Origin of the sequence: Vibrio sp. V15_P4S5T153, from assembly GCF_963874485.1 — a bacterium.
Classification (GTDB): Bacteria; Pseudomonadota; Gammaproteobacteria; order Enterobacterales; family Vibrionaceae; genus Vibrio; species Vibrio anguillarum.
This window is the reverse complement of the sequence record NZ_CAWNHR010000020.1, coordinates 115,337-141,146: the sequence shown is the minus strand read 5'-3', so window position 1 is coordinate 141,146 and position 25,810 is coordinate 115,337. Positions and strand designations below refer to the sequence as shown.

The window sequence follows — 25,810 nt, the reverse complement described above, 5'->3', positions numbered from 1 at the left end:
TCCTTAGAACTCGCGTTCAACCGCTATCTCTTCAACCAATTCGCGAATGACTGAGGTAGCAAAACTTCCTGCATCTAAATCAAAACGTAACGTCACATTGTCTTGTTCAACTGTCCAAGAAAGATTCTGAGGCTTAAGCATCAGCGCCCGGCGCTCATGACGCATACGATTGCTGCGGATCAGTGCCATCAAGTCAGGTTCAGCATCAAGGTGAACTTGTTCTAAATCTAAAGCCTCACCTTGTGTCGGTAGTGCGTTATCGCCCGCCAAAGCAGCACTTATTTGCACTTCATTCAATGCCAGTTTGTTATTGAGATCGGTAAGATTCGCCAAGGTAACTAAGGTCGTTTTCTCTCCCTCAAGTGCGATATCTCCTTCGATAAATTGGTGTAACTTATCTTGCTCGATACGGGCAGAGACAATTTGGTTGAAAATCCACGAACGGGCCGCCGAAAGATACAAACTGCGCTGATTTTGGTTACGTGAACGCACGTTCTCTTTTCCCCAGCGACGCGCTTCACTGAGGTTATTGCCGTGATTGCCAAAACGTTGGCTACCAAAATAATTAGGCACACCGTGCGTGGCGATGTGCTCTAATCGCGTCACGACTTCGCCGGTGTCGGTGACTTCAGAAAGCGTGATTTCAAAATGATTGCCAACTAAATCTCCGGGGCGCAACTTTTTATTGTGACGCGTAGTTTCCAGAATTTCGATGCTCGGATATTGAGCCAAAAACTCGGTGAAATCTGGCGTCTCACCTTTTGGTAAATGCACACTGAGCCACTGCTGCGTAACCGCATGACGATCTTTCAGACCAGCCCAACTCACATCTTTTGATTTCACACCACATGCTTTAGCCAATTCATTGACCACAAAACTGGTATTTTCACCGGTTTTACGAATATGAACCATTAAGTGCTCGCCGCTTCCTGCCAGTTCGAATCCTAAGTCTTCAATCACTTTAAAGTGCTCTGGCTTGGCTTTTAGTTTGGCTTTAGCGGCTGGTTTACCACAAAGGTAAGCCAATGAAGATAATATATCTGACATGTTTTCATCCGTCGCTGACGCGAGTTGGCGGTAATAATAAAAACAGCGACGCATGAGCCGCTATTGCGCGTTACTGAGCGTGCCATTCGTTGGCGGTAGTCCATCAATAACGTGTTTTTACATAGAAGGAGAGGTAAGTGAATTACCTCTTCAATTTGTTGGGTCGTTTTATTAAGGCAATATTATGCTTTGATCAACCGTGCATTTAATCTGTAGTACATTTGATCAATAAGACAACCGCTTCGCAAGCAATACCTTCTTTGCGCCCAGTGAAACCAAGGCGCTCGGTTGTGGTTGCTTTGACGTTAATATTATCTAGCGTCGTTTCAAGATCTTGCGCAATGGCAGCGCACATCGCTTCAATATACGGCGCCATCTTCGGCGCTTGCGCGATAATGGTGACGTCGGCATTTCCTAAACGGTAGCCTTGCGCTTTCACACGGCGATAGACATCTTTCAATAATTCACGGCTATCTGCCCCTTTCCATTTATCATCGGTATCGGGGAAATGGCGGCCAATATCACCTGCGGCAATCGCGCCAAGCAGCGCATCACTTAAAGCATGCAAGGCGACATCACCATCGGAATGAGCAATTAAGCCTTGTTCATAAGGAACGGCAATTCCCCCAATGATGACTGGGCCTTCACCGCCAAATTTATGAACATCAAAACCGTGGCCAATTCTAATCATGGTTATTTCCTATTGCGGCTAGTGAAGAAGTACGACCTAAATAAAACTCAGCTAAAGCGAGATCTTCGGGTTGCGTAATTTTTAGATTATCCGCCCGCCCAGCGACCAACGCTGGATGTAACCCTTGCCACTCCATTGCGGATGCTTCATCGGTGATGATGACTTGCTGATCTAACGCGTCCGACAAAGCCTCAAAAAGTGGCTTGGCTCTAAACATCTGGGGGGTGAGTGCGTGCCATAATGCGACGCGATCAACGGTATGATCAATGTTGTTTTCGCCATCAGCACGCTTCATTGTGTCTCGAACGGGTGCAGCTAAAATCGCACCTACCGGATGCTCTTTAGCCGTCGTAATCAATCGGTCAATATCTGCAAAAGTAAGACAAGGCCGCGCTGCATCATGCACGAGAACCCATTCACCTAGGGAATTAGCTAAAACATATTGCAGCGCCGAGAGCACCGAGTCGGCTCGCTCTTGACCACCGCTGACGCGAATAACATTGGGGTTAGTGGCTAATGGCAGAGCAAAATAGTAAGGATCATCGTCACTGACGGCGACAACAACGCGATCAATATTAGGGTGCGCGAGCAGCGTCGCTATTGTGTGTTCGAGAACGGTTTTGTTGTGTATGGTTAAATACTGTTTCGGACGATCTGCTTGCATTCGACTGCCAACACCAGCAGCCGGTACAATCGCGGTAAGAGAAAGCGTACTGTGCGGCATTTATTGACTATCCTCACCGACCAATCGATAGAAAGTTTCACCTGCTTTTATCATTCCTAATTCATGACGCGCTCGCTCTTCAATCGCGTCCAATCCTTGTCGTAAATCATCAATTTCGACGAACATTTCCGAATTTCGTAGCGTTAGGTTTTCGTTTACTTGTTGCTGCACGTCAATTTCATCGACAATGGTTCGATAATCAGCAATGCCATTTTTACCGAGCCACAAATCGTACTGTAATAAACCGAATAATAACGCCAATGTCACCGCAAAAAGTCGCATCACATCTATAACCATTCAAAACGTTCACTATGAAAGAGAACGTAAACGATAAACAAAGCGTGCTGTTTAAAAAAAGTGACGCTCTAACACAGCACGAAAATGATGGCTATTTATACCACAAGCCTTTATTTAACTCATCATTAGGAACGCAAATAAGCCGCCACCCAGAATTAAACGGTAAATGACAAACGGAGTCATACCCATTTTAGAAATCAGTTTTAAGAAGAAATGGATACAAATATAAGCACTGATAAAGGAGGTCAGGATACCCGTCGTTAAGAAACCAAAATGCACAGGTTCGCCACTGGTCACTAGCTTTAACCCTAAATAGCCACCCGCCAAAACAATGATAGGAATCGACATCAAGAAAGAAAAACGCGCGGCCGCTTCACGAGTAAAACCAAGATACAACGCCGCAGTGATGGTCGCTCCTGAGCGAGAGGTACCGGGGATAACCGCAACCGCTTGTGCCAAACCAATCATCAGCGATTTTTTCCAATCGGCTTGGTATTCATCATCCGCTAATGGAGCGTTTTTATCGACATACCACAGTAATAGACCAAAAATAATAGTGGTGGTTGCTATCACCCAAGCACTGCGTAGGTAGAGTTCAACAATATCTTTCATAAAAAAGCCGAAAATACAGGCAGGAATGGTTGCTAGTACGATCATCCATGCCAGTTTCGATTCTTTACTGCGCTCGCCTTTAAAAATCGAGGCAAAAAAAGCGCGCAGTAAAGTCACGACTTCTTGCCTAAAATAGATAACCACGGCAGCTAATGTGCCGACATGCACCGCCACATCAAAGGCAAGACCTTGATCTTCCCAGCCTAAAATGGCTGAAGGCAAAATTAAATGGGCGGAGCTGGAGATAGGTAAAAATTCGGTTAAGCCTTGAATCAAAGCCAAAAAAAACGCTTCTAAATAACTCATTACTGACTCTTATTAATTAATGTCGAACCAAAGTTTGACAGGGGTGAGCGATTCTAAGTTGATCGCCTGTTGCCATATTTGACGCACACTACGACCATCATTGGGAACGATCCGTTCCGGTGACAAATCGTAAAGTGGTTGTATGACAAATGGATATTTAAAGATATCACTGCGTGGCAGTTCAGGATCTTGCGCTGAAATTTCTTCACCAAACAAGATGATATCGAGATCTAAGGTGCGATCTTGAAATTTTTTCGCCTGCGGGTCGCGCCCCCATCGAGATTCAATCGCTCGAAGTTGCGCCACGAAATCACTCAACGAAAGCCTTGTTTCAAGCGCAACGACTAAATTATAAAAAGCCGCACTATTGAAACCAACCGATGCACATTCGTAAATGGTCGAGATCTGTAGATGATTTCCGATGGTCGACAATTCCTCGATGGCCGCTTCGATATGTTTGCGTCTTTCAATATTAGAACCGACGCCAACATAGACCGTCGTCATGCATGGCCTCGTTCAATGATAACGCCAACACTGGATGCCTGTGCTACCGCGCCAGGCTTGGCTAAACGAATTTTGACCCAAGGAACAGAAAAGCGCTGCATGATAAGCTCTGCTACTTCTTCTGCAACACGCTCTACCAATAAAAAGCGACCATTTTCAATATGTGCGATCACCGCTTGACTCACTTGTGCGTAGTCTAACGCATCACTTACATCATCACTTTTAGCTGCGGGTTGATTGTCGTGCGCCATTTCGATGTCGAGCACTAATTTCTGCTTGATCTCTTGTTCCCAATCATACACGCCAATGGTGGTGATCACCGTCAGCTGTTCAATAAAGACTTTATCCATTTTTGCGTCTCTTCCTCTAGAGGTCGGATACCCTAATTGCGTAAAAAATCGTACTATTTTGCCTAATCGCGATATCATATACCCAAACTGAGTCGAGATGCGAAATCCAAAACATTTTTTTGCTTTTCATCATGGTTAACAATGGCTTGTGAACTTGCTTTAGGGCATTTCCACTGCAGAGGTACTTATGACACCACTCGCACTGATAATGATCATTTCTGCCTATTTACTGGGTTCGATCTCAAGTGCGGTGTTGATCTGCCGTTTATTACGCCTGCCCGATCCTCGCAATATGGGCTCAAATAACCCCGGTGCAACTAACGTATTACGCATTGGTGGAAAAAAAGCCGCCATCGCGGTACTGCTGTGTGACATGCTCAAAGGTACTATTCCAGTATGGGGCAGCTACTATTTGGGGATTGACCCCATTCTATTGGGCCTAGTCGCCATCGCCGCTTGCCTTGGCCATATGTATCCTATTTTCTTTCATTTTAAAGGCGGAAAAGGTGTTGCAACAGCACTGGGAGCAATCGCACCGATCGGTTTAGATCTCACCGCACTTATCATATTGACTTGGGTCAGCGTTGCATTTTTATTTCGCTATTCATCCTTAGCGGCTTTGGTTACCGTGCTGCTCGCTCCGTTCTACACTTGGTTGATCAAACCACAATATACCTTACCGGTAGCAATGCTGTGCTGCCTTATCGTGTTTCGTCATCACCAAAATATTAAACGGTTATTGGCTGGCACAGAGCCGAAAGTGGGTGAGAAAAAAACTCTTGGTTCTTGAGCTAGCTTGGATGATGGATAAACCCGCTTGCAAATAACGTCAATGACGAATAAGCAAAAGGCCTCTTACGAAGCCTTTTTCGATTAAGCATGACCCGCTAATAAGGGAAGACTAGCTAAGCGCTTTTTTCAAGAAACGGGTCAACATGGCGGTAACGTATTCAGGTTGCTCTAAGTTACTGATATGTCCAGCATTATCAATAACATCTAACTCACTGCCGTGAATGGCATCATTCATTAAGTAAGCCTCAAGAGGCGGACGAGGCATATCTTCAGCGCCAGCTGCAATCAGTACTGGCAACCTCAATTGCTCCACCTCTTCAATCATGTCACGACGACCGAAGATCATTTTCCCCAACCGAGCCACTTCCACCGCTTGTTGACCAGTAAGCGCCGATAAGTGGTGCTTGAATCCAGCCACTAATGCCGGAGATTGCTGCTCGCCATCTTTTGCAAAAAACATCGGTACAACTGCATCAACAATCGGTGATGGCACTTGCTGCATCGCCGCAATCGCATCGAGCATGGCAAAATATTTTGCATGGCTGACTTCAGGCTCTAGACCAACAAAGGTATCCATCATCACTAATGATTTCACGCGCGCAGGCGCAAGAACGGCTAACTCAGCCCCCCACATTCCACCTACAGAAAGACCAATGATAGAAAACTGCTCAATCGATAAGTGGTCCATCAAAGCCAAAATATGCTGAGCATAATCTTTCAGTGTGTTCATGGATGACGGTGCAAAATCTGACTGACCATGCGCCCATAAATCAGGCACGATACAGCGGTAGTGTTGACTCAACGCTTCCACCTGAGGTGCCCACATTGCGCTGTCCCACAGATAACTGTGACCGAAAACAAGCACTTCACCTTGCCCTTGATCCAAATAACGCATCTGGCAATCATCAATAATAAATGTCTTCATTGTGAATCCAATATTAGTAAAGTAGGTTGGCATTGTAGCATTGATATGAGCGATAACAGCTCAGAGCAGAATGTAAGCAATGGCTAATTAAAATCAATACAGAACGCCACAGAAACGGAAGTACCAAAGAACAAAACGGCCTCTAAAAAGAGACCGTTGCGACACCCGCTAAATAATGGGTTTAAGTTGATCAATCGGCCAGCGAGGTGTTGCCTGCACCGCTAAATCGACTGTTTCACCATTTTTTAAACGCTGCATACCCGCATAAGCAATCATTGCACCGTTGTCGGTACAAAACTCAGTACGCGGGTAATACACTTCACCACCAATTTTTTTCGCCAGTGCGCCAAGCTCTGCGCGTAACTGTTTATTGGCACTCACGCCACCGGCAATAACAATGCGTTTCATGCCAGTTTGCTCAAGGGCGCGTTTGCACTTAATCACTAAAGTGCCACACACCGCCTCTTGAAAGGCATACGCAATATCCGCTCGGGTCTGATCATCATTCTCATTAGCTGCAATCGTATTGGCTGTAAATGTTTTTAAACCAGAGAAACTCATGTCTAACCCTGGTCGATCCGTCATCGGACGCGGAAACTTAAAACGCCCTGGCGTTCCTTTTTCTGCCAAACGAGCCAACAATGGCCCCCCGGGATAATCAAGCCCCATCAGCTTCGCGGTTTTATCAAACGCCTCACCGGCCGCGTCATCAATAGACTCTCCGAGGATCTTATATTCACCAATCCCTTTCACCTCTACCATCATGGAATGACCACCGGAAACCAGTACGGCCACAAACGGAAACGGAGGCGGATTATCTTCAAGCATCGGAGCTAAAAGGTGCCCTTCCATATGGTGAACAGGCACCGCTGGCACATTCCACGCATAAGCCAAACTACGGCCAATCGTCGCGCCAACAAGCAGCGCACCCACTAAACCAGGACCGGCGGTGTAAGCCACGCCATCAATATCCGCAGGCGTCAAATTCGCTTCAGCCATCGCTGCTTTTATCAGTGGAATGGTTTTTTTAACATGGTCTCTAGAAGCAAGCTCCGGCACCACACCGCCGTAATCGGCGTGCAGTTTTACTTGGCTATACAATTGATGAGAAAGTAAGCCTTTCTCTTCGTCATAAATGGCGATGCCAGTCTCGTCACACGAGGTTTCAATACCAATAATGCGCATAATTTTCTCAGCACGCTTTCATCAACAATTGGAAATGGCCGCCATGTTACCCCGCCTTGGCTCCGTAAACAAATTTTGTACAGACTATAATCGACAAAGTGCTTTACAAAGCTATTGCGATCGGATTAAAATTCCGCACCATTTTTGATCAAGCTGATAACCGAGCAAACAGACAAGAAATCTTGTGGTTTAAGCCTCAAAATATCAGCGTTAACGAATAACCCCTGAGGTGAAAGGCATATGCCAATAGTTAAAGTACGTGAAAACGAACCGTTCGATGTTGCATTACGTCGTTTCAAGCGCTCTTGCGAAAAAGCAGGTATCCTTTCTGAAGTGCGTCGTCGTGAGCACTATGAAAAACCAACTACCGTTCGCAAACGCGCTAAAGCAGCAGCTCAAAAGCGTCACGCTAAGAAGCTAGCTCGCGAAAACGCACGTCGCGTTCGCCTGTACTAATAACCTTTTTCCATTAAGGAACGAGCGTTATGGCTCTAATTGATATCCTCAAAGAAGAGCAAAAATTAGCGATGAAAGCCAAGGATAAAGTACGCCTTGGCACTATTCGTTTAGCCTTATCCGCGATCAAACAACGAGAAGTCGACGAGCAGATCACTCTGAACGACGACGATATTCTTGCTGTGATGGTAAAAATGGTTAAACAGCGTCGCGACTCTGTCGCTCAATATGAAGCTGCCAATCGTCAAGATCTCGCAGATGCAGAGCAAGCAGAAATCACTATCCTTGAGGCATTTATGCCTCAGCCGTTGAGCGATGATGAAGTGAGCGCATTAATTGATGATGCAATCACACAGTCCGCTGCTGCTGGCATGCAAGACATGGGGAAAGTGATGGCTGTTTTGAAACCGCAAATTCAAGGGCGTGCAGATATGGGTAAAGTCGGCGGATTAGTTCGAACTAAACTCGCTTAAATGCCCGCATCAAATTGCATCAAGCCGTGCTATCCTCTGGAACGCACGGCTTGTTTGTATCTAATTATTCGTTTTGGTCTTTTCTTTTAGGTTTTATGGCAGGACACATCCCTCGCAGTTTTATTGATGATCTCCTTGCTCGACTTGATATTGTCGACATCATAGACGCACGTGTAAAACTTAAGAAAAAAGGCAAGAACTATGGTGCTTGTTGCCCATTCCATAATGAAAAAACACCCTCATTTAGTGTAAGCCAAGAAAAACAGTTCTATCACTGCTTTGGTTGTGGCGTGCATGGCAACGCCATCGACTTCATGATGGAATATGAACGCCTTGAATTCGTAGAAGCTATCGAAGAATTGGCTTCTTTTGTTGGGCTAGAAGTTCCCCGAGAGCAACGCTCTAGTGGCCATTTCTCATCAGCCCCTAAAGCCAATAGTGAAGAAAAACGCACCCTTTATGACTTAATGGGCAGCATTGCGCAGTTTTACCGTAACCAACTCAAAGTTCCGGGTAATCGTCATGCCATCGAGTACCTAAAAGATCGCGGTCTTTCTGGCGAAATCGTACAGAAATTTGGTATTGGCTATATTGCTGACGAATGGGATTTAGTGCGCAAAAACTTCGGCCAACAACAAGAAAGCCAAGATATGCTCGTCACCGGCGGCATGTTGATCGAAAATGACAAAGGCAATCGCTACGATCGTTTTCGTGGGCGTATTATGTTTCCCATTCGCGACCGCCGCGGACGAGTGATCGGCTTTGGTGGACGCGTTACCGGTGATGGAACGCCAAAATACCTGAACTCCCCAGAAACCCCCATTTTCCATAAAGGTAAAGAGCTGTATGGCCTATACGATGTCATGCAAGCCTATCGTGAACCCCCGCAAATATTAGTTGTTGAAGGTTATATGGATGTGGTGGCACTGGCGCAATATGGAGTGGACTACTCGGTTGCTTCGCTAGGAACCTCAACCACTGGCGATCACCTACAACTGCTTTTTCGCCAAACCAATACGGTGGTCTGTTGCTATGATGGTGACCGAGCAGGGCGAGAAGCGGCGTGGCGCGCACTGGAAAATGCGTTGAGTTATCTCAAAAGTGGCAATATTCTTAAATTTCTGTTTTTACCTGATGGTGAAGACCCAGATAGCTACATCAGAACCCATGGAAAAGCGGCCTTTGAACAGTTAGTGCAAGATGCTGAACCCTTATCCAAATACCTATTTACCAACCTACTGTCACAAGTTGATGTCGGTAATAACGAAGGGAAAGCAGCGCTTGAGGCGCTGGCATTACCACTGATTAATAAAGTGCCAGACACATCTCTACAAGCGCAATTGCTCAAAATATTAGGGCAAAAGACTGGGATTTATAAAAAGCCATCACTGCCAGAATCAGACAAACACCGCTCACAGCCACACAAAGAGCTCAAACGCACACCGATGCGTGAAGTGATCGCTTTGCTTATTCAAAATCCAAGCTATGCTGAAATGGTGCCTGATATTTCCAGCGTTCAATCCTTGCCCATACCCGGTTTAAGTTTATTAATTGAGGTACTTGAGAATTGTCAAGCGTACCCCAATATTACTACAGGCCAATTGCTTGAACACTGGCGCGGTAATAAAAACGAGACCCTTCTGTCTCGCCTCGCAAGTTGGGAAATTCCACTTGTTGAAGACAACCAAGAAGAACTATTTTTAGATTCATTGGACAAAATATTGGCTCAATGCATCGAAAAGCAAATTGAAAACCTGCAGGCAAAAGAAAGAAGCGTCGGTTTATCAGCCGAAGAGAGACGGGAGCTTCAAGACTTAATGAAAGACTTGAAAGCGTAACCCAGTTTAAATAGTCAGCAATGAATAAATTTGTTAGTATATGTGGTTTGCATTTCGCATACTAATTCCTTCACCAGATATGAAGTTGGATACCGTCTATGGATCAAAATCCGCAGTCACAGCTAAAACTACTTGTCATTAAAGGCAAAGAGCAAGGCTATCTGACCTACGCCGAAGTAAATGACCACCTACCAGCAGAAATCGTAGATTCCGAGCAGGTAGAAGATATCATTCAGATGATCAATGACATGGGCATTAAGGTGGTAGAAACTGCCCCTGATGCCGATGATCTTGCGCTAAATGATGACAACGCAATCACCGATGAGGATGCTGCCGAAGCTGCAGCCGCTGCATTATCCAGTGTAGAAAGCGAAATTGGTCGTACTACCGACCCTGTGCGCATGTATATGCGCGAAATGGGTACCGTAGAACTGCTGACTCGCGAAGGTGAAATTGATATCGCTAAGCGTATTGAAGATGGTATTAACCAAGTTCAACGCGCAGTGGCTGAATATCCAGGCACCATTCCATACATCTTAGAGCAATTTGACAAAGTTCTTGCTGAAGAACTTCGTTTAACAGACCTGATCTCAGGTTTTGTTGATCCTGACTCAGATGCAACGAACGCCCCAACAGCGACCCATATCGGTTCAGAGCTTGCTAGTGCTGACCTTGCTGATGAAGACGACCTCGATGATGACGACGATGACGACAGCGAAGATACTGACTCTGAAGAAGATGCAGGAATCGACCCTGAGCTTGCGCTAGAAAAATTCACCGAACTACGCAACAAGTATCAAAATCTTCAACTCGCGAAAAATGAGCATGGCTATGACAGCAATAAAGCCGCCCAAGCTACCGAGTTGATGCTGGATATTTTCCGTGAATTCCGACTCACGCCAAAGCAATTTGACTACCTAGTCAACAAGCTTCGCACCTCTATGGATCGTGTTCGTACTCAAGAACGTCTGATCATGAGAGCAGCGGTCGAATACGGTAAAATGCCTAAGAAATCATTCATTGCCTTATTCACTGGCAATGAATCAAGCGATGCATGGTTAGATGAAGTACTCGCTTCAGAAAAACCTTATGCAGAAAAAATCAGACAGCAAGAAGAAGACATTCGTCGTTCAATTCATAAATTGAAAATGATCGAAGAAGAAACGTCTTTGAATGTACAAAACATTAAAGACATCAGCCGTCGCATGTCTATCGGTGAAGCGAAAGCTCGTCGAGCGAAAAAAGAGATGGTTGAAGCAAACTTGCGTCTGGTTATTTCTATCGCGAAGAAATACACCAACCGTGGCCTGCAGTTCTTGGATCTTATCCAAGAAGGTAATATCGGCCTGATGAAAGCGGTAGATAAGTTTGAATACCGCCGTGGTTATAAGTTCTCAACTTACGCCACTTGGTGGATTCGCCAAGCTATCACACGTTCAATTGCAGACCAAGCACGTACTATTCGTATTCCAGTACACATGATCGAAACGATCAACAAACTGAATCGAATCTCACGTCAGATGCTGCAAGAGATGGGCCGTGAGCCTCTGCCAGAAGAATTGGCAGAACGCATGCAAATGCCAGAAGATAAAATTCGTAAAGTACTGAAAATTGCTAAAGAGCCAATCTCTATGGAGACACCTATCGGTGACGACGAAGATTCGCATCTTGGTGACTTTATCGAGGATACAACCCTTGAACTACCACTTGATTCTGCTACGGCCACCAGCCTAAGAGCAGCGACTCGTGACGTTCTTGCTGGCCTAACCCCTCGTGAAGCGAAAGTACTGCGTATGCGTTTCGGTATTGACATGAATACAGACCATACGCTAGAAGAAGTTGGTAAGCAGTTTGACGTAACGCGTGAGCGTATCCGCCAAATTGAAGCGAAAGCACTGCGTAAACTGCGTCACCCAAGCCGCTCTGAAACATTGCGCAGCTTCCTAGACGAGTAATCGCAACCTATCCAATCTAAAAGGTGAGCACAAGCTCTAATGCCGTTCACTTAAGGTGAGCGGCATTGTATTTTCTAGGGTATCGGCTTGGCTTTTTCTTCACGACTCTAGGGAAGGCTCTTTCTCGCCTTGGCTCAAGTATTAAGCTCCCACTCATTGCATAGAAGTTTTGGAGTTGTCTCGGTATGGCTCCCGGTGACTAGTAGGGAAGCCCCACTATTAGGCGCATGATGTGGGCTAACGCTCCATTGAAGCTAAGTTGGTATGGCAAGTAGTCTCCATTCAACGTATTACACATCTGCACCATTTGATATCTGACTAAGTTGTATGTCAGTAGTATTCCCCAGAGCTCTTGTCTCACGAGCTCTGGGAGTCGGCTTCGCAGTGTAAGGCGGTTACCAAGCATGTATTGTTTTTGCTCTCGGTACCCCAGTTCAATTTCCCAACGGTATTCATATAAACCGGCTATATCTGATTTGGGATAACGCATAGGGTCAACCATTGAGGTGAGAACATCGTATTGCTTACCCTCTTTGACTCTCGTGATTAAACGTACCACAACCTCTTCTTCTAGCTCTGGCCATTTCTTACGCGCTTGCGGATTACTCTTCAGTTTTATCAGTTTATCTTGTCGGCCAAAAGACTGAACGACTTCATAAATCAGCCCTTTTTTCATCGGGATAAGCCAATGGCGATTGATGCCGTGCGAACGCCATGCTTGAAGTAAACCTAGGGAGTAAAAGCCTTTGTCGAAGAGCGTTAAGCTGTTATCGGGGGTCGTTTCGATAAGCTGCTCTGCCAGCTTCATTTCATTGACGGTATAACAGTCAAAAGCACTGCCTGTGATTAAATGACTGCTCAGCTCCATCTGACAGACCATGCGCACCTGTGGGTACTGTGTTTCTTTACCATCCCGATTAGTGGGCTTAGCAAACGCTTCAGCATTGTCTTTCGAGTCTTCTGTTCGCCATAAAACCCCATCAACACCCAGTAACGTAAGTCCGTTCCAGTTTGGTAAGTTAGCCTGTTTGAACCAATGACTTTGCGTACACTCAAAAAGCGCTTTAGCCGCTGATTCACCAAGATTTTTTCTTTGCTGTGTTAATGCACTTGGAGCAACAAATGGCTTACCTGTGCGGTCAACAATATCGAGCATATTGACAATGTCAGCCATGGATTTATCGTTATAAATAGCCATGCCAACCAGTAACCATGCCATCGACTCTAAAGTGAGCTTTCGTTTTCTTAGAGTAACGGTATCCGTAAGCTCATAAGCACTATTGATGAGCTCAATGGGCAAGAGGTCTGCGAGTGTTTCAACTTGATTGGGTTTATAACTGTTGATGATATTGAGGGCTTGAGAAATGTGCATAAAAAAATCCGATAAACAAGGTCTATCGGATTTTTACATAAAGGTAGGATCATTCAACTGATCTGCCGATTAAAGTCTTAACTGATCGGCATTAGAGCACAAGCTCACCTTTTTTTATCTCATAGTTTAAGTGGATAAAAACTAAGCGCATTTACCCTATTTTGCGGGTAGACACTCATAACTCCATCCCCTATAATCACACACCTAATTTGGCCCCTTAGCTCAGTGGTTAGAGCAGTCGACTCATAATCGATTGGTCCCCAGTTCAAGTCTGGGAGGGGCCACCACTTTCTCTCCGATAACATCCATCAAAACCCACAAAGCCAATTAAATCAATACGTACCAAATTATTCAGCATTCATAGTCTCTTGTGACATCGATGATTTAATGTACCATCGAATGTACTAACGGCTAAATATCGACTGTTCTGGTGGTACATCATGGCGAAAAGAATAGCCCCTTAGCTAACACTCAAGCCAAACAAGCTAAAGAATCTAGAGTCCATCCTATCCAACATGGGGTGAGCGCCTATAGGATTATTGGCTTGTGACTAAATCGAATAATCGAAAACGATGATCTCTTCGAGCAAAGGACGAAAGACATCCTTTAGCACGTTATGCTCTGGATGAGGTAGGTAATTTTGGCGTGCTTGCTCATCGGTAAATGTCATTAAAACGCTGTGGGTATAACCTTGGTTTTTACCTTCTGGGCTGTCGTTCACGCCCCACTCAACAGCGGAGACCCCCTCAATTTTCTCTGGCATGGCTTCAAACAGCGACTTGAGCTGTTGGATGTCGGCAGGCTGAGTTTGTGGTTTGAATTTGATTAATAAGATATGGCGGATCATTGTTCGCTCCGTTTCTGGCCGTAGAATTTCTTTTCATAAAGAGGGATAACGCTGGCTCACTGGTGCTAAAGCTGCTGTGCTTAAAACAATAAAGCGGCACTCAAGATTTGAAGCGCCGCTTTATTGATTAAATGGGCTACAACCCTAACCAATATTGACCGATGAACCACCAATAATTACGCCACCACAGTCAACGGCATCGCCTACTCGCGCGGCGGGCTTGCCATCAATCATAACGCTACCCGAGCCGCCTTTAATTGCACGTGGATGGCTTGGGTTTTTCGGTTTGTCATGAGGCTCTAGCGGGTCGCCCTGCCTTGCCACCGCTTTGCCATCAATTTTTACCGTCGGTGACCCAGCGGTGATCGGCGTCGGAGGAAAACCATCATGATCGGATCCGATATCTCCTACTAATGCACCATTTGCCATTGATTTGCTCCTTATCAGATTCGTTGATTAAGCTTGTTGCGATGTTGCTTTTACTTTAAGGGTTTAGGTAGTTTATGCTTTTGCCGTGTAGGCTATGAATTTGCCATTAACTTCGATGAATTGCGCAACACAGAAAGGCGACGTATTCATCAAAACCACAGTAAGACCAATAGCGCACCACCATAAGTACAGACGAATTAGAACAAATCAATCGAGGTTTCATCCAAAAATAGATTAGGCTTAATGTCTTTTACAAATTCAGCTACTTGTTTATCCATTTCAGCCTGTTCTTGCTCAGTAACGAGAATTTCAAACACAGGTTCACCATTTTCATCAGCTAAAGGAATCCCATCTTTATCATGTACAGGCTCCTGAGTAATTAAACGCGCTAATTTTTCTTCGCCACCTAATGCTCCTGTTAACCGGTTGTAGAAATAGGCCTTTTTAGGGTCTGGTTGAAGAATGACATTACCATCACGGTCTTTTTCACCTACTCGATAGGCAAGGTATAGCGTTCTCGCCGCTTCCGCATAACCTAATTCGATCGCTTTATTAATCCATTTCATAGCTTCATCATAACCAATGGTATTGATCCGATAATAAAGTGTTTCCATTGCCGGTGCATAGCCTTGATTGGCGGCTAACTTGAGGTATTTAATTTCATCCTCGACAGATATATTACTAAATCGACTCACATAAAGAACGGCATTTAAACTACCGAGCTCAAAAGCTTCGATATATTTTTTATCAATAAGATAACGCCCTAAAAATGGAATATAATTGCGCCATTGGTTTGTAAAAAACTGTAGTTGCAATAGCGCCTTCCCATTTCCTTTTTCAACTTCTTTCTTCCAGCCCTTTATCGCCAAGTCGTACCATTTTTTATCACAAGGCCACCCCAAATAACCACAAGGATGGTTAACGTAATACTCATACTCAGATAACACCCCCATTGCCCATGGGTCGCCCATCTCTGCCGCTTTTAAAAAAGTATCTCCAGCCTCAAAGTGCTGGCGATTTTTGTACTGGGTAACGCCCAACCAAAACGTCGCATAAGCACTGCCAGAATCCGATTGCTGCTGAAAAATTTGCTGCGCTTGTTGATACTCTTTTTGATTAAACAAGCGAATGCCCTGTTCAACAGATTCCATCGCCCAAACGGCGCTATGTAATAGAATCAGGCAGATAAAGATAATTTTTTTCATGTTTATTTCTCTGGTAACCAGTTAACAAGTCGATAGCCCTTGGTTTTTAGGTATTCAAGCTGCGCCTTATCACTAGCAGGCAGTGCGGTATAGTCGGTACTTAAACGAGCACGGCGTGCTGAGCTCAGGGTGTTTTTTACTAGAATCTTACTCTCTTTAGTCAGCCAATTAATATTTCTACGGAAGTCATTATACTGATCCCCAAGGTCTCTCATATATTTACCTTTATCTTGATCATTTGGATTCTCATACGGTTGAGAAAAACCTTTGCTAAAGAAATCGCGTAAACTTAATACATTTTTTGCATAACGCGGCCACTGCTCCGCTTTATCTAATTGAGTAGGATCTGCTAGCCCCATGCGCTGCAGCGCATTTTCAAAACGGCGCATACCACTTTGATTAGCCTTTTCTCCCCCTAACCAGAGTAATATTTGGTTGATCGCCTTACGCTGATTTTCATTACGAGTAGCCGCTCTCAGTCTCGATGCATCTCCCCAAAAAGGAATATCATTGTAATGGACCAGTACCGACAATAGCTTAGCTAACGTTTCAGCGGGCATATTGGCGATCCATTGTTGGTTTTCTCGCTGATGCTCCTTCGAAAGTAAAAAGTTCGCCACAAAATAAGCATTATCTTTATCACTGGCTTGCTTTTCCATATTGCTGATGATGTTAAAAGGTAACATCATCACTTGCCCAACCGTAAGACCAAAAGCTGCCGCCACGGTCAATATTGTGTTAAACGCAGCAAAGGTATTCACCTCTCCTGATTCATCAAAAAATTCAAAACGTTGGAAGCCCGAATTTTGCATCACCGCGAGTAAAGCGGCGAAAAAGTCGTTCGCAGCCGCTGGGTTAAGTTCGGTGGCAAACTTACCCCCAATTCCCAGCCCGGTACTGGCACCCAGCGCCGTGATAAAAATAAAGCGGCCATTTTGAAAAGTGCATTGCAACACACCATCATAGCCAATGCCTAGGCTCATTTTAAAATCTTGGCTGACTTTAAACAGGTTTTGCGGTGGCGATTTTAGATCTTTTGTCCAATCGTATTTGCAGCTCAGCATACCGCCCGCTTCAAGCCCAGCAAAAGCAGAGGCTTCCGCTTTAATACCAGCTCCAATCGCATTGTCATTGCTGCCGCGTGTACCCAATGATGATACAGCGTAAGAGCTGTAATCCGCTCTATTCGGTACCGTCCCCTTGATGCCAAGCGGCTTGACTTGTTGGGCTCCAAATCCTGCACGAGCTTCTTCGATATTGCCAATATTCAGCTCCGTCCCCAACTTAAGGCTGGCTCCTAATACGCCATAGACTTTGCCCTCAATCACTAAGACGGCCGTGCCTATGTTTTTGATTCGACGTTCGTTACTCTCTCTGACACGATACGGAATATCTAATGGTAAGGATCCCGAATTAGGGAATCGTATCGTGAAGCAGCGCTCAGCACTGGCTAATGAAAAACCAGCATTCAGATCGATTTTCACTAGCGTAGAGGAATCGGCTTTGATCAGTTCATGATCAACTTTTGCCTCAGCGCTGTAAACATAACGGGCAAACTGTACACCACCGCTGGTTTCGTAAGCAGTATTAATGCCAAACATTTCATTTTCAAAACGTTTTGTTTGCCAAGGAAACACAATGTCTTCAACGTTAGCCCAAGTTGCGGTTTGCTCAAACTTCAGACTTTTCAATACCGATTCACTGCCCAGTGCCTTTTTGAGTCCTGCCGTGATTTTGCCTTTCTCCCGTGCAGCTAATGTCGCCAGGTTTAACGAAATCACCGAAGTACATTTTTTATTTTCAGCCACATTGGAAGAAAGCACAGGGCTATCAGACAAGATATAAAGCGCGGTCTTTGGATCAGAAGAGAGGGCACATTCCACTACGGTTCGCTGATTAATACCACTATTGGCAAAAATCTGGTTATTGAGGTTTTGGGGTTGCCAGTGAGTTTCGCGGACCAATACCGTACGGGATGAATCATCCCAAACTGGAACATCGCCGATAAAGGTAATGTCTCTTTTCAAGTAATCCCAGTGGGGGGAGTTGACATTTTGAGTGGCCAGTGCCGAGAGACTTTCACGACGTTGCTGCGCCGCTTCCGCGTAGCGCAATAAACTTTTAACGTATTGAGCGTACTGCGCATTCTCCCCCAACCGCTCAGCAAAATTTTCTACTCGCAGCGCGACCTCTTGCAGTAAAAGCAAGTTCAGTACATAAACGCAATAATACCCCATTGCACTATCAATGGGCGTCTGCCGCTCAATGCTATTCAACAGCTTTTGTAAATCAGCAATACTGGCGCGCTGCTCTTTAATCGCAATCCTTACTTGCTCAACCTGCTCCCAGCCTTTAAAGAGTTCATCTTCCGTTAAGCACTGCTCTTTAAGTACCGTTCCGGTCTGATTAAGCTGGTATACCGCAGCATAAAAATACGGATTTTGCAGTCGGTTATCACTCTTAGTACTAGTGAAAAAAGCCCTAGGGTCCCAACGACCTCTTTGATTCATTAGACGATTTAAAACCGTATGCGCAGTGCCTTGCCAATACTGATAACTTTCATACGCGGTTTTTAATGAGGGTATCGCGGTAGAAATAGTTAAATCTGCGCTGTCGATATCGTCACATAACCCAAGCTTTTTACGTTCTTTTTTGATAGTTTCTAATGCGTTATAAATTTTAAGCTCAACGTTTGAGGTGTAATAGGCATGCTTATCAGAAAATTGGTAATGTTTACCTTGCTCCTCAAGGCTCGTTTTGGCAGCAAAATCCATCGCCTCTTTTTCAAAGCGTTGAATGCTTTTTTCGAGCTGCTTTATCAGAGACTTCTGTAATTTTTTGAGTTGTGCAACTCGGTAATTATCAGCTCCGGCAATCGCATCTTTAGTTAACATGATTTCTCCCATCATTCCTCCGATGGGAAGCCAGTTTGAACCTTGGGAACGTTGTTCAATATCACGTAATGCGTCTTCATATCGTTCTTCAATTTTTTGCTGACGTGAATTGATACTACTGAGCCCTATACGCTCATTGTCTAAAGGAAATTGCAGTACATCGTTTTGGTAACAGTAGGATAAGGCCATGTGTTCCAACAGCGCTTCTCGGTAATCCTTGGCTTTTTGCTCATCAATATGCTTTAAAAAAGCTTCATGGGCGATGCTATTGAATTGATCCATCACACCCAGTTTAGTGAGCTGCTTAAGAACGGTTTCTTTATCCCCTTGCAAAGCGGCCTTACAACGCTGGTTATCTTCAAGCACATATTTTTTGGCCTCTGCGGTAAGCAATATCAGCATCTGTTTTCTGGTATTCGGATGCTCTGGAACATATAAAGCATCGACAAATTGCGGAACACTGCATTCAGAGAGAGTAAGCAGATCATTGGATAAGATTTGCTTAGCCTCTCGCTCACCACTAGCCAAATCGTAGACTTCCGGTAAAACCAAAGTATTACCGTTGTAAATGAGATCAATATCTTTGATCTGTTGGGCATTCAACCGCTGTAAAGTCTTGATATCGGTATTGTAACGTTTGGCTAATACAGAGAGCGTATCACCGGGTTGAATTATATGGGAGCTCATTGCAATAATTCCTCAATAAGTGCGCTAGGAAGTGAAAGCGGAGTTTGCTGGCTATTGAAACGGGTATGTTGAACGTTCTCCATCCCGTACTCCTGAGAAATAAGCGGTGATAAACAAGCCGAACGAGCAGCGCCTAAAACAGCATTAGTGACCGCCTCATCACCATATTTTGCGATAACTGATAGAGTGTAAGGAGAATAAAAGCGCAGCAGAAATAAACGCCCATCCGCGCTTAGCGCGGTAATGTTATTCTGCAATGAGGTGACAATATCGTTGAGCTCTTGGTTATCAGAATATACGAATATCACGGCGCTCGTTGCCCAAGTTTGGTCATTTTCCCACAACTGCCATAAAGGATCATCTGGTGTCACTTTGACCCAGATGGGGCTGTTTTCCAATTGTGGTTGCCACTCCGTTCCCAAATAAAGAGGCCCCCACTCGTTATTGTCTTGTGTACAAATTTGTTTGGCATCGGTCACTCTAAGTGCATCAACCACAAGCAAATATTGGTTATCATCGCTCTTCATCAGACACACTCACAATTAGGTTTTGGACAACTGCCATCAGCCTTCTTTTGACATAGCTCTGTGATGGGTAAATCTAATGTAGCCAACGCTGGTAATAGGCTGGTCATTGATGCAGAAATTGGAGCAAGCAATATTTCATCCGGCGCACTTGGCGCTGCCAACCCCATAGGCAACGCCGCTACAACACCGCCATAACCCGAGCCGCTGCCTGCGCTGCCACCGGAGTTAAGGTTGATCGCAGGCCCGACTAGGTGCACTCCGCCGCCATCCACTTTGATAAAACTGCCCGCAGCTTTAATGGTGATCTCATTACCCGCATCTAACACCAACTTATTGCCTGCTTTAAGGTGCACTTCATTACCTGAATCAAAAACCGTTTTTTCACCGATTTTTTGGTGCAGTGAACCACCCACTTCAAAGCTACGATCTAACGCTATTTTCTGACGGCTTTCGCCCTCCACCGTTAGGTGTTGGTTATTTTTGATGTGGCTGAACTGGTCGTTATCCACTGTCAGGTGTTTATCGTGTTTGATGTGGGTGGTGGCATCATTAAGCACTAGCGCTTCATAGTCTTTTTGCGCGTGCAGGTAGATTTTCTCTTGCCCTGCTTGATCTTCAAAACTCAGCTCATTAAAGCCTTCACCTTGATGCGTTTCACTGCGCAGTACGGTTTTGGTTTTGTTATCTGGCAGTGTGTAGGGCGCTTTATTGGTGGCGTGATAAGCGCGGCCCGTGACGATGGGTTGATCAGGATCGCCATTTAAAAAATCGACAATCACTTCATGGCCAATTCTTGGGATAGCCATCATGCCGTATTGGCTGCCAGCCCAACCTTGCGACACCCTCACCCAACATGAACTGTGCTCATCGCCGTTGGAATATCTGTCCCATGGGAAATGCAGTTTAACGCGGCCATACTCATCGCAGAAGATCTCTTCGCCATCGGGGCCAACCACGTGGGCGATGCATGGGCCATCCACTTGCGGCTTGGTGTGTGGTGTTGCGCGCCACGTTACATCGGCCGGGATCAAGGTAAATTGGTTACTGTAGGTCGTTGCACCACTACCGCCAGACTCTTCTAATGCTTGCGGCTGCCGGCCTTGATGGTTTACTTGCACCACAACCCAATCACGGTTCGCGCTATCATCTAAATGCTCGACCAAATCAAACAGGGTTCCGGCTTGCAAACGCGCTTCATTGCTTTGACCTTGTGCAGTACGCGCCTGCCTTCTTAAGTACTCTAAACGAATTTGGTTAAACGCTTTGCCGCTCTCATCGTCTTTAAATCGACCCGGGAAATCAAAATGTTCATAGTGGGTCTGCTGGTAATCCATCGCGGTGCCGAGTGCACTTTGCTTAAAACCGTAAGTCGGTTTTTTAAAGCTGTAATCCGCCAATTGGCTTTCCGCCACTTGCGATTGCGTGTGGCTGATTAAGTTGGAAATGTAAGGCGTATCAGCGATACCACCGGACAGCACATTGTAAGGGATCGGTGTATCAAGCTGCGTTAAGCTTTGGCTATCATCACTGAAAATGAGGGTATGTTTACCTTCTTCATGCAGGAGGTGGTAGACCAAGCCCTCTTCGGCGGCTAAGCGGTGTAAAAAGTGGATATCGGTTTCACGGTACTGTACGCAGAATTCGCGCTGAAGACATTCTCGTTTAAGTGCGAAGGCATAGTCGTCAATGCCCATCTCATGTAGCACAATGGAAAGAATTTCAGGTACAGTTTTAAGCTGGAAGATGCGGCTATTTTGGCGCAGCGACAAGCGCTCTAATGCAGGTACTAAAGTGAGTGAGTAAAAGGTGTGATGATGACCAATATCGCCTTTACTGAACTGGCGCACGATGCCATGCACGCGCTGCACCACCCCGTCATTACGAAAAATCGTTAGCTGAGCCGTTTTGTCGACGACATCGATTGCACTCAAAGTTGATTGACGGCTTGCGAGCTCAATGTGGTAACGAAACCCATAACAAGGCTCGCCATTAGCCAGCACACTCTCCGATAAGGATTCTTGTCCGTGGTATTCTCGCACCACAAATGCATCGTCGGCGAGCCCGTCAACCTTTAACGTAAAATTCAGCGTGGCCATCTTCCATCCTCTTTACACTAGAAACAGCAAAGCCTTAAGCAAGTCACACTCATTGAATGCACTTTGCTTAAGGCTAAAAAAGGTGGCTGGCCGGATTGGCTTTGCTTACGCAACATCAACCAGCCACCCAAATCAAAGCTTACGCTTCTACTGGTTTGCGCCAGTCATCTGAACCTGAAGTACCCGCGTTCACGTGATCCCACAGGATTTTACGGTAAGACATAGAAACCGTAACGTTTTGCGTGAAGTCGCCGTTCGCAGGATCTTGGCAGTGTGGCATTTCGCAATGAATGTCCACGATAGACGCGCTTTCAAGTTTAGTGGTGAAGAAGTTCTCTTGTTTGCCTTCAATAGACGTGCGGTACCACTTTAGCTCAACCGATTTCATCTTCTCGCCAGACGCCAACGCGTTATAAAGAAGAGGAACCGCTTTATTTAGCGCAACGGTGAATTTGAATGGTTTGTGAACACGTTGACCAGAAGGCTGACCTGATTGTGGGTCAGTCGGTACTGTCACAACGTGGTCAAACATTTGAACCAACATTTGATCTTCATGACCTTCAACGAAAGCATCGCCGATAGAGTCAGTAGAAAGAGCGCCTGCAGTGATGAGACCCTGAGTTTCGCCTTCGATAGAGATATAACATGGAGTTGGCATGACTTAATCCTTATTCAGTAAGAAAAAGCGATGGAAATTGCATCGCGTTATGTAATGTTTCTTAAAGCAAAGGGGATGCCAAAACAAAAATAGTTAAATTTCAATCAATTAGATTACAAGCTTTCATTTTCGAGCAAGAACTTGCTCGTCCGGGTAGAAACTTGCTCGTATCAAGCAAGTTTTCGCTGCGATTTCGCAATACGTCACTCTGTATCGCTTTTCCTAATCTAGCCACAATCTGCGGTAGATAACCTTAGCCACCTCAACTAGAATGCGGATTGAACACATTTTTACTTTGGTTGTATGCTCAAACTATCCAACACTATTGAACTGGCAGACTGGGAAATCGAACTTACTGCGATTCGTGCAGCCGGAAATGGCGGGCAAAACGTCAATAAAGTCTCCAGTGCGATCCACTTACGTTTTGACATCAGACGCTCAACGTTACCGGACATCTACAAACAAAAATTACTCGAAAGACCAGATTCCAGAATGACCAAAGAGGGCGTTATTGTCCTCAAAGCGCAATCTCACCGCACCCAAGAGCTGAATAAAGAAGATGCACTCAAACGCCTCAAAGAAATTATTCTTTCTGCGATGGTGATAGAAAAACCGCGCCGGGCAACCAAACCGACAAAAAGCTCTCAACGTCGGCGAGTTGACGAGAAAAAACGGATAGCGGCCAATAAATCATTGCGCGGTAAAGTCTCTTTTTAAATGAATGGATTGGCAGCAAGGCAAAATAAAGAAGAAAAGAAATAAGCAACCTCGCGCTAAAAACAGCAACGGGAGCACGAAGCTCCCGTCTATTCCAGATCAGCAAAACAAAGGTTCAATTGACATTTTTATATTTTTTACAGCCATTACAAGCTAACACCAAAAATGTCGCATCAACACAAATTTGCTTCATTTTGTGAGCAATAAATTATTTAGTTTTACTAAAAAATCATTGTTGCATCCAAGATTCTAATTTATCTCCAGTTTGAGACGGATTTCATTAAACTGTAAAAAAACAGCCATCAATTACTCACTTAATCGCAGCCAGATTGTCATCTTCCCTCTCTAGCATAAGCACAAAGCATAAAATGCGAGGTTGCTATGCTCACGATAAGCCCTTTTAAATTACCGAGAAAAACGCCGTTTGGACTAGGCGAACACTTCACTGAGTGGGCGACAGGCCTAACTCGTTTAGATAAGTTTTATGCACAACGCCCACCCCATTGCGATACCGCAACATTTTTGCGTTTTACGTTAGAGGTATTGGGTATTGACTACCAAGTGGTGAAAGGATCATTAGCTCAAGTTCCCACTCAAGGCGCGACAGTCGTTGTTGCAAATCACCCACTTGGTTGTGTGGAAGGCGTTATTCTGGCTGAGATGCTGCTTTCAATTCGCTCAGACGTGCAGATATTAGCCAATCACTATTTAAAAACCGTACCAGAGTTAGATTCGCTGTTCATTGGTGTGGATGTTTTTGAAGACAAAGCCGCGCAAAAAGCGAATATGCAAGCCTTGAGAGCTGCCAATAAACACCTTGCTCAAGAAGGGCTGCTATTGATGTTTCCTGCGGGCGAAGTGTCACAATTGGTTGATAGTAAAACGCAGAAACTGGAAGACAAACAGTGGAGCCGTTCAGTCAGCCGACTGATACAAAAGCATCAAGCGACGGCGTTACCTGTGTTCATCAACGGGCAAAATTCGAAACGCTTTTACGTGGCTGGAAAAATCCACCCGCTACTAAGAACGTTAATGTTGGGCCGTGAACTGCTCAATAAAAAGCATCAGCGTATCGAAATCGCCATTGGCGATGCGATCAATCATAAAGAAATCCAACATCTGTGTGATGAGACGCTGGTCAGCTATTTAAGGCTCAACACCTACCTTTTAAGTCACATCAACCCAACCAAGCGCAATAAAACCAATGATGAGCCGTTACAACCCATTGCACAGCGGCTCCCCCTAAGCGCTTTGTTACACGATATTGAGCAGCTTTCTTTTTCTGATCATCTATTAAGGCATAACGAATTCGATGTGTATTGTACCAGCGCAGAAAACATCCCCTCGTTACTGCACGAAATAGGACGAGTGCGAGAGCACAATTTCAGGCTGGTAGGTGAAGGCACTGGCACCGCCCTCGATATCGATCAATACGATCGCAACTACCTGCATCTATTCATTTGGGATCGCGAAGCGCAGAAATTGGTCGGAGCTTACCGTTTAGGCTTGGTCGACCGTATTGTGCCGATAAGCGGTATTGCAGGTTTGTACTCACGAACGCTGTTTCAGTATGACCACCGCTTTCTCAATACCATAGGTAATGCAATTGAAATGGGGCGTTCAGTCGTCGACATCGAGTATCAAAAAAGTATGGCTCCGCTATTGCTGCTTTGGAAGGGAATCGCAACCTATGTGCACCGAAACCCGCACTATACGCACCTATTTGGACCCGTAAGTATCAGCAATGATTACAGTGAAAGTGCGCGCCGTTTATTAGCCGACACAATGACGCAGCACTACTACAATAACCAACACGCCCATTTGGTTGAGGCAAGTAACCCACTCCCCAAGCAACAAGCTCCTTGGAATGCCAGTTTGCTGAGTGCATTGGCTGATTTACAGCTGCTTTCAAAAGTGATTGCCCGGTTGGATGAAGGGAAAAGCGTACCGGTGCTACTGCGTCAATACCTCGGTTTAAATGGCAAGTTAGTCAGTTTTAACGTAGACCCTGATTTTAATGATTCGTTAGATGGCTTGATTGTGGTCGATTTACGCAACGTTCCGGTGCGCAGCTTAAGCCGCTACATGGGCACTAAGGAAGCATACGAATACCTCACCCATCACACGCTTTAACTCTGTTGTTCGGGTTGTTTATACCTCCTCTTTTTAAGGGGAGGTATCCCTATAACACACTCCCCCAACCTAGCACTCCTTTTGAAGAAA

Annotated in this window: 23 protein-coding genes, 1 tRNA gene and 1 pseudogene; 8 read left to right on the top strand and 17 right to left on the bottom strand. The window is 45.2% G+C overall.

Going from position 1 to position 25,810, the window contains the following annotated elements; translation table 11 throughout:
- Nucleotides 1-3: 3 nt before the first annotated feature.
- The 7 genes from truD to folB form a co-directional block, all read right to left on the bottom strand.
- Complete coding sequence (gene truD, locus AACT42_RS21845; RefSeq protein ID WP_094131713.1) at nt 4-1,101, bottom strand: tRNA pseudouridine(13) synthase TruD; 1,098 nt, start codon at nt 1,099-1,101, stop codon at nt 4-6.
- A 151-nt stretch (nt 1,102-1,252) separates the two neighbouring features.
- Nucleotides 1,253-1,738: a 2-C-methyl-D-erythritol 2,4-cyclodiphosphate synthase gene (gene ispF, locus AACT42_RS21840; protein WP_013857718.1), complete on the bottom strand. Its 486-nt coding sequence runs from the start codon at nt 1,736-1,738 to the stop codon at nt 1,253-1,255.
- A complete protein-coding gene (gene ispD, locus AACT42_RS21835; protein ID WP_010320457.1) occupies nt 1,731-2,462 on the bottom strand; it encodes a 2-C-methyl-D-erythritol 4-phosphate cytidylyltransferase in 732 nt (243 codons plus the stop codon). Before ispD ends, ispF begins: the two co-directional genes overlap by 8 nt.
- Nucleotides 2,463-2,744, bottom strand: a complete 282-nt coding sequence (gene ftsB, locus AACT42_RS21830; protein ID WP_026028366.1) for a cell division protein FtsB — start codon at nt 2,742-2,744, stop codon at nt 2,463-2,465. It lies immediately after the preceding gene.
- Between the two features lie 129 nt (nt 2,745-2,873).
- Nucleotides 2,874-3,677, bottom strand: a complete 804-nt coding sequence (locus tag AACT42_RS21825) for an undecaprenyl-diphosphate phosphatase (RefSeq protein WP_094131712.1) — start codon at nt 3,675-3,677, stop codon at nt 2,874-2,876.
- A 12-nt stretch (nt 3,678-3,689) separates the two neighbouring features.
- Nucleotides 3,690-4,181: a 2-amino-4-hydroxy-6-hydroxymethyldihydropteridine diphosphokinase gene (gene folK / locus AACT42_RS21820; RefSeq protein WP_017047527.1), complete on the bottom strand. Its 492-nt coding sequence runs from the start codon at nt 4,179-4,181 to the stop codon at nt 3,690-3,692.
- Nucleotides 4,178-4,531: a bifunctional dihydroneopterin aldolase/7,8-dihydroneopterin epimerase gene (gene folB, locus AACT42_RS21815; protein ID WP_017043752.1), complete on the bottom strand. Its 354-nt coding sequence runs from the start codon at nt 4,529-4,531 to the stop codon at nt 4,178-4,180. Before folB ends, folK begins: the two co-directional genes overlap by 4 nt.
- 187 nt (nt 4,532-4,718) lie before the next feature.
- On the opposite strand from folB, the gene plsY reads away from it, so the two are divergent.
- Complete coding sequence (plsY, locus tag AACT42_RS21810; RefSeq protein ID WP_017047525.1) at nt 4,719-5,321, top strand: glycerol-3-phosphate 1-O-acyltransferase PlsY; 603 nt, start codon at nt 4,719-4,721, stop codon at nt 5,319-5,321.
- A gap of 111 nt (nt 5,322-5,432) precedes the next feature.
- Here plsY and AACT42_RS21805 read toward each other — a convergent pair whose 3' ends face one another.
- Nucleotides 5,433-6,281 carry an alpha/beta fold hydrolase gene (locus tag AACT42_RS21805; RefSeq protein WP_094131711.1) on the bottom strand — a complete coding sequence of 283 codons (849 nt, stop codon included), beginning with the start codon at nt 6,279-6,281 and terminating at the stop codon, nt 5,433-5,435.
- A gap of 135 nt (nt 6,282-6,416) precedes the next feature.
- Nucleotides 6,417-7,433 carry a tRNA (adenosine(37)-N6)-threonylcarbamoyltransferase complex transferase subunit TsaD gene (gene tsaD / locus AACT42_RS21800; protein WP_017046706.1) on the bottom strand — a complete coding sequence of 339 codons (1,017 nt, stop codon included), beginning with the start codon at nt 7,431-7,433 and terminating at the stop codon, nt 6,417-6,419.
- A 240-nt stretch (nt 7,434-7,673) separates the two neighbouring features.
- Here tsaD and rpsU point away from each other — a divergent pair, with 240 nt between their 5' ends.
- The 4 genes from rpsU to rpoD all read left to right on the top strand — a co-directional run bounded on the left by rpsU (nt 7,674) and on the right by rpoD (nt 12,155).
- Complete coding sequence (gene rpsU / locus AACT42_RS21795; protein ID WP_004396009.1) at nt 7,674-7,889, top strand: 30S ribosomal protein S21; 216 nt, start codon at nt 7,674-7,676, stop codon at nt 7,887-7,889.
- 29 nt (nt 7,890-7,918) lie between these two features.
- Complete coding sequence (locus AACT42_RS21790) at nt 7,919-8,362, top strand: GatB/YqeY domain-containing protein (RefSeq protein WP_088720864.1); 444 nt, start codon at nt 7,919-7,921, stop codon at nt 8,360-8,362.
- A 95-nt stretch (nt 8,363-8,457) separates the two neighbouring features.
- Complete coding sequence (gene dnaG / locus AACT42_RS21785) at nt 8,458-10,200, top strand: DNA primase (RefSeq protein WP_088720863.1); 1,743 nt, start codon at nt 8,458-8,460, stop codon at nt 10,198-10,200.
- Between the two features lie 98 nt (nt 10,201-10,298).
- Nucleotides 10,299-12,155 carry an RNA polymerase sigma factor RpoD gene (gene rpoD / locus AACT42_RS21780; RefSeq protein ID WP_013857727.1) on the top strand — a complete coding sequence of 619 codons (1,857 nt, stop codon included), beginning with the start codon at nt 10,299-10,301 and terminating at the stop codon, nt 12,153-12,155.
- Between the two features lie 46 nt (nt 12,156-12,201).
- Here rpoD and AACT42_RS21775 read toward each other — a convergent pair.
- Nucleotides 12,202-13,527, bottom strand: a pseudogene (locus AACT42_RS21775) (IS4 family transposase).
- 211 nt (nt 13,528-13,738) lie between these two features.
- Between AACT42_RS21775 and AACT42_RS21770 the strand changes: the two are divergent.
- Nucleotides 13,739-13,814 (top strand) — tRNA-Ile (locus tag AACT42_RS21770).
- A gap of 263 nt (nt 13,815-14,077) precedes the next feature.
- Here the strand turns inward: AACT42_RS21770 and AACT42_RS21765 are convergent.
- From AACT42_RS21765 to AACT42_RS21735, 7 genes are all read right to left on the bottom strand, one after another.
- Nucleotides 14,078-14,374: a Dabb family protein gene (locus tag AACT42_RS21765; RefSeq protein ID WP_094125542.1), complete on the bottom strand. Its 297-nt coding sequence runs from the start codon at nt 14,372-14,374 to the stop codon at nt 14,078-14,080.
- 144 nt (nt 14,375-14,518) lie between these two features.
- Entirely contained in the window at nt 14,519-14,803 is a 285-nt protein-coding gene (locus AACT42_RS21760) for a type VI secretion system PAAR protein (protein ID WP_010318209.1), read from the bottom strand.
- 197 nt (nt 14,804-15,000) lie between these two features.
- Nucleotides 15,001-16,008, bottom strand: coding sequence for a sel1 repeat family protein (locus tag AACT42_RS21755; RefSeq protein WP_094125543.1), 1,008 nt, complete (start codon nt 16,006-16,008; stop codon nt 15,001-15,003).
- Nucleotides 16,009-16,010: 2 nt separating this feature from the next.
- A complete protein-coding gene (locus AACT42_RS21750) occupies nt 16,011-19,589 on the bottom strand; it encodes a LysM peptidoglycan-binding domain-containing protein (protein WP_094133660.1) in 3,579 nt (1,192 codons plus the stop codon).
- Entirely contained in the window at nt 19,586-20,116 is a 531-nt protein-coding gene (locus AACT42_RS21745) for a DUF4123 domain-containing protein (protein WP_094133661.1), read from the bottom strand. Before AACT42_RS21745 ends, AACT42_RS21750 begins: the two co-directional genes overlap by 4 nt.
- Nucleotides 20,116-22,212: a type VI secretion system Vgr family protein gene (locus AACT42_RS21740; protein WP_094133662.1), complete on the bottom strand. Its 2,097-nt coding sequence runs from the start codon at nt 22,210-22,212 to the stop codon at nt 20,116-20,118. Before AACT42_RS21740 ends, AACT42_RS21745 begins: the two co-directional genes overlap by 1 nt.
- Nucleotides 22,213-22,351: 139 nt before the next feature.
- Nucleotides 22,352-22,870, bottom strand: coding sequence for an Hcp family type VI secretion system effector (locus AACT42_RS21735; protein ID WP_013857791.1), 519 nt, complete (start codon nt 22,868-22,870; stop codon nt 22,352-22,354).
- Nucleotides 22,871-23,173: 303 nt separating this feature from the next.
- On the opposite strand from AACT42_RS21735, the gene arfB reads away from it, so the two are divergent.
- Both arfB and AACT42_RS21725 read left to right on the top strand, forming a co-directional pair.
- Nucleotides 23,174-23,587, top strand: coding sequence for an alternative ribosome rescue aminoacyl-tRNA hydrolase ArfB (arfB, locus tag AACT42_RS21730; RefSeq protein WP_017043428.1), 414 nt, complete (start codon nt 23,174-23,176; stop codon nt 23,585-23,587).
- Between the two features lie 381 nt (nt 23,588-23,968).
- Nucleotides 23,969-25,720, top strand: a complete 1,752-nt coding sequence (locus tag AACT42_RS21725; protein WP_094134255.1) for a lysophospholipid acyltransferase family protein — start codon at nt 23,969-23,971, stop codon at nt 25,718-25,720.
- Nucleotides 25,721-25,810: the final 90 nt, after the last annotated feature.

Excerpts from the sequence above, each read along its gene's own strand:
- truD (WP_094131713.1), bottom strand. The coding sequence starts at position 1,101 with ATGCGTCGCTGTTTTTATTATTACCGCCAACTCGCGTCAGCGACGGAT.
- ispF (WP_013857718.1), bottom strand. The coding sequence starts at position 1,738 with ATGATTAGAATTGGCCACGGTTTTGATGTTCATAAATTTGGCGGTGAA.
- ispD (WP_010320457.1), bottom strand. The coding sequence starts at position 2,462 with ATGCCGCACAGTACGCTTTCTCTTACCGCGATTGTACCGGCTGCTGGT.
- ftsB (WP_026028366.1), bottom strand. The coding sequence starts at position 2,744 with ATGCGACTTTTTGCGGTGACATTGGCGTTATTATTCGGTTTATTACAG.
- AACT42_RS21825 (WP_094131712.1), bottom strand. The coding sequence starts at position 3,677 with ATGAGTTATTTAGAAGCGTTTTTTTTGGCTTTGATTCAAGGCTTAACC.
- folK (WP_017047527.1), bottom strand. The coding sequence starts at position 4,181 with ATGACGACGGTCTATGTTGGCGTCGGTTCTAATATTGAAAGACGCAAA.
- folB (WP_017043752.1), bottom strand. The coding sequence starts at position 4,531 with ATGGATAAAGTCTTTATTGAACAGCTGACGGTGATCACCACCATTGGC.
- plsY (WP_017047525.1), top strand. The coding sequence starts at position 4,719 with ATGACACCACTCGCACTGATAATGATCATTTCTGCCTATTTACTGGGT.
- AACT42_RS21805 (WP_094131711.1), bottom strand. The coding sequence starts at position 6,281 with ATGCCAACCTACTTTACTAATATTGGATTCACAATGAAGACATTTATT.
- tsaD (WP_017046706.1), bottom strand. The coding sequence starts at position 7,433 with ATGCGCATTATTGGTATTGAAACCTCGTGTGACGAGACTGGCATCGCC.
- rpsU (WP_004396009.1), top strand. The coding sequence starts at position 7,674 with ATGCCAATAGTTAAAGTACGTGAAAACGAACCGTTCGATGTTGCATTA.
- AACT42_RS21790 (WP_088720864.1), top strand. The coding sequence starts at position 7,919 with ATGGCTCTAATTGATATCCTCAAAGAAGAGCAAAAATTAGCGATGAAA.
- dnaG (WP_088720863.1), top strand. The coding sequence starts at position 8,458 with ATGGCAGGACACATCCCTCGCAGTTTTATTGATGATCTCCTTGCTCGA.
- rpoD (WP_013857727.1), top strand. The coding sequence starts at position 10,299 with ATGGATCAAAATCCGCAGTCACAGCTAAAACTACTTGTCATTAAAGGC.
- AACT42_RS21765 (WP_094125542.1), bottom strand. The coding sequence starts at position 14,374 with ATGATCCGCCATATCTTATTAATCAAATTCAAACCACAAACTCAGCCT.
- AACT42_RS21760 (WP_010318209.1), bottom strand. The coding sequence starts at position 14,803 with ATGGCAAATGGTGCATTAGTAGGAGATATCGGATCCGATCATGATGGT.
- AACT42_RS21755 (WP_094125543.1), bottom strand. The coding sequence starts at position 16,008 with ATGAAAAAAATTATCTTTATCTGCCTGATTCTATTACATAGCGCCGTT.
- AACT42_RS21750 (WP_094133660.1), bottom strand. The coding sequence starts at position 19,589 with ATGAGCTCCCATATAATTCAACCCGGTGATACGCTCTCTGTATTAGCC.
- AACT42_RS21745 (WP_094133661.1), bottom strand. The coding sequence starts at position 20,116 with ATGAAGAGCGATGATAACCAATATTTGCTTGTGGTTGATGCACTTAGA.
- AACT42_RS21740 (WP_094133662.1), bottom strand. The coding sequence starts at position 22,212 with ATGGCCACGCTGAATTTTACGTTAAAGGTTGACGGGCTCGCCGACGAT.
- AACT42_RS21735 (WP_013857791.1), bottom strand. The coding sequence starts at position 22,870 with ATGCCAACTCCATGTTATATCTCTATCGAAGGCGAAACTCAGGGTCTC.
- arfB (WP_017043428.1), top strand. The coding sequence starts at position 23,174 with ATGCTCAAACTATCCAACACTATTGAACTGGCAGACTGGGAAATCGAA.
- AACT42_RS21725 (WP_094134255.1), top strand. The coding sequence starts at position 23,969 with ATGCTCACGATAAGCCCTTTTAAATTACCGAGAAAAACGCCGTTTGGA.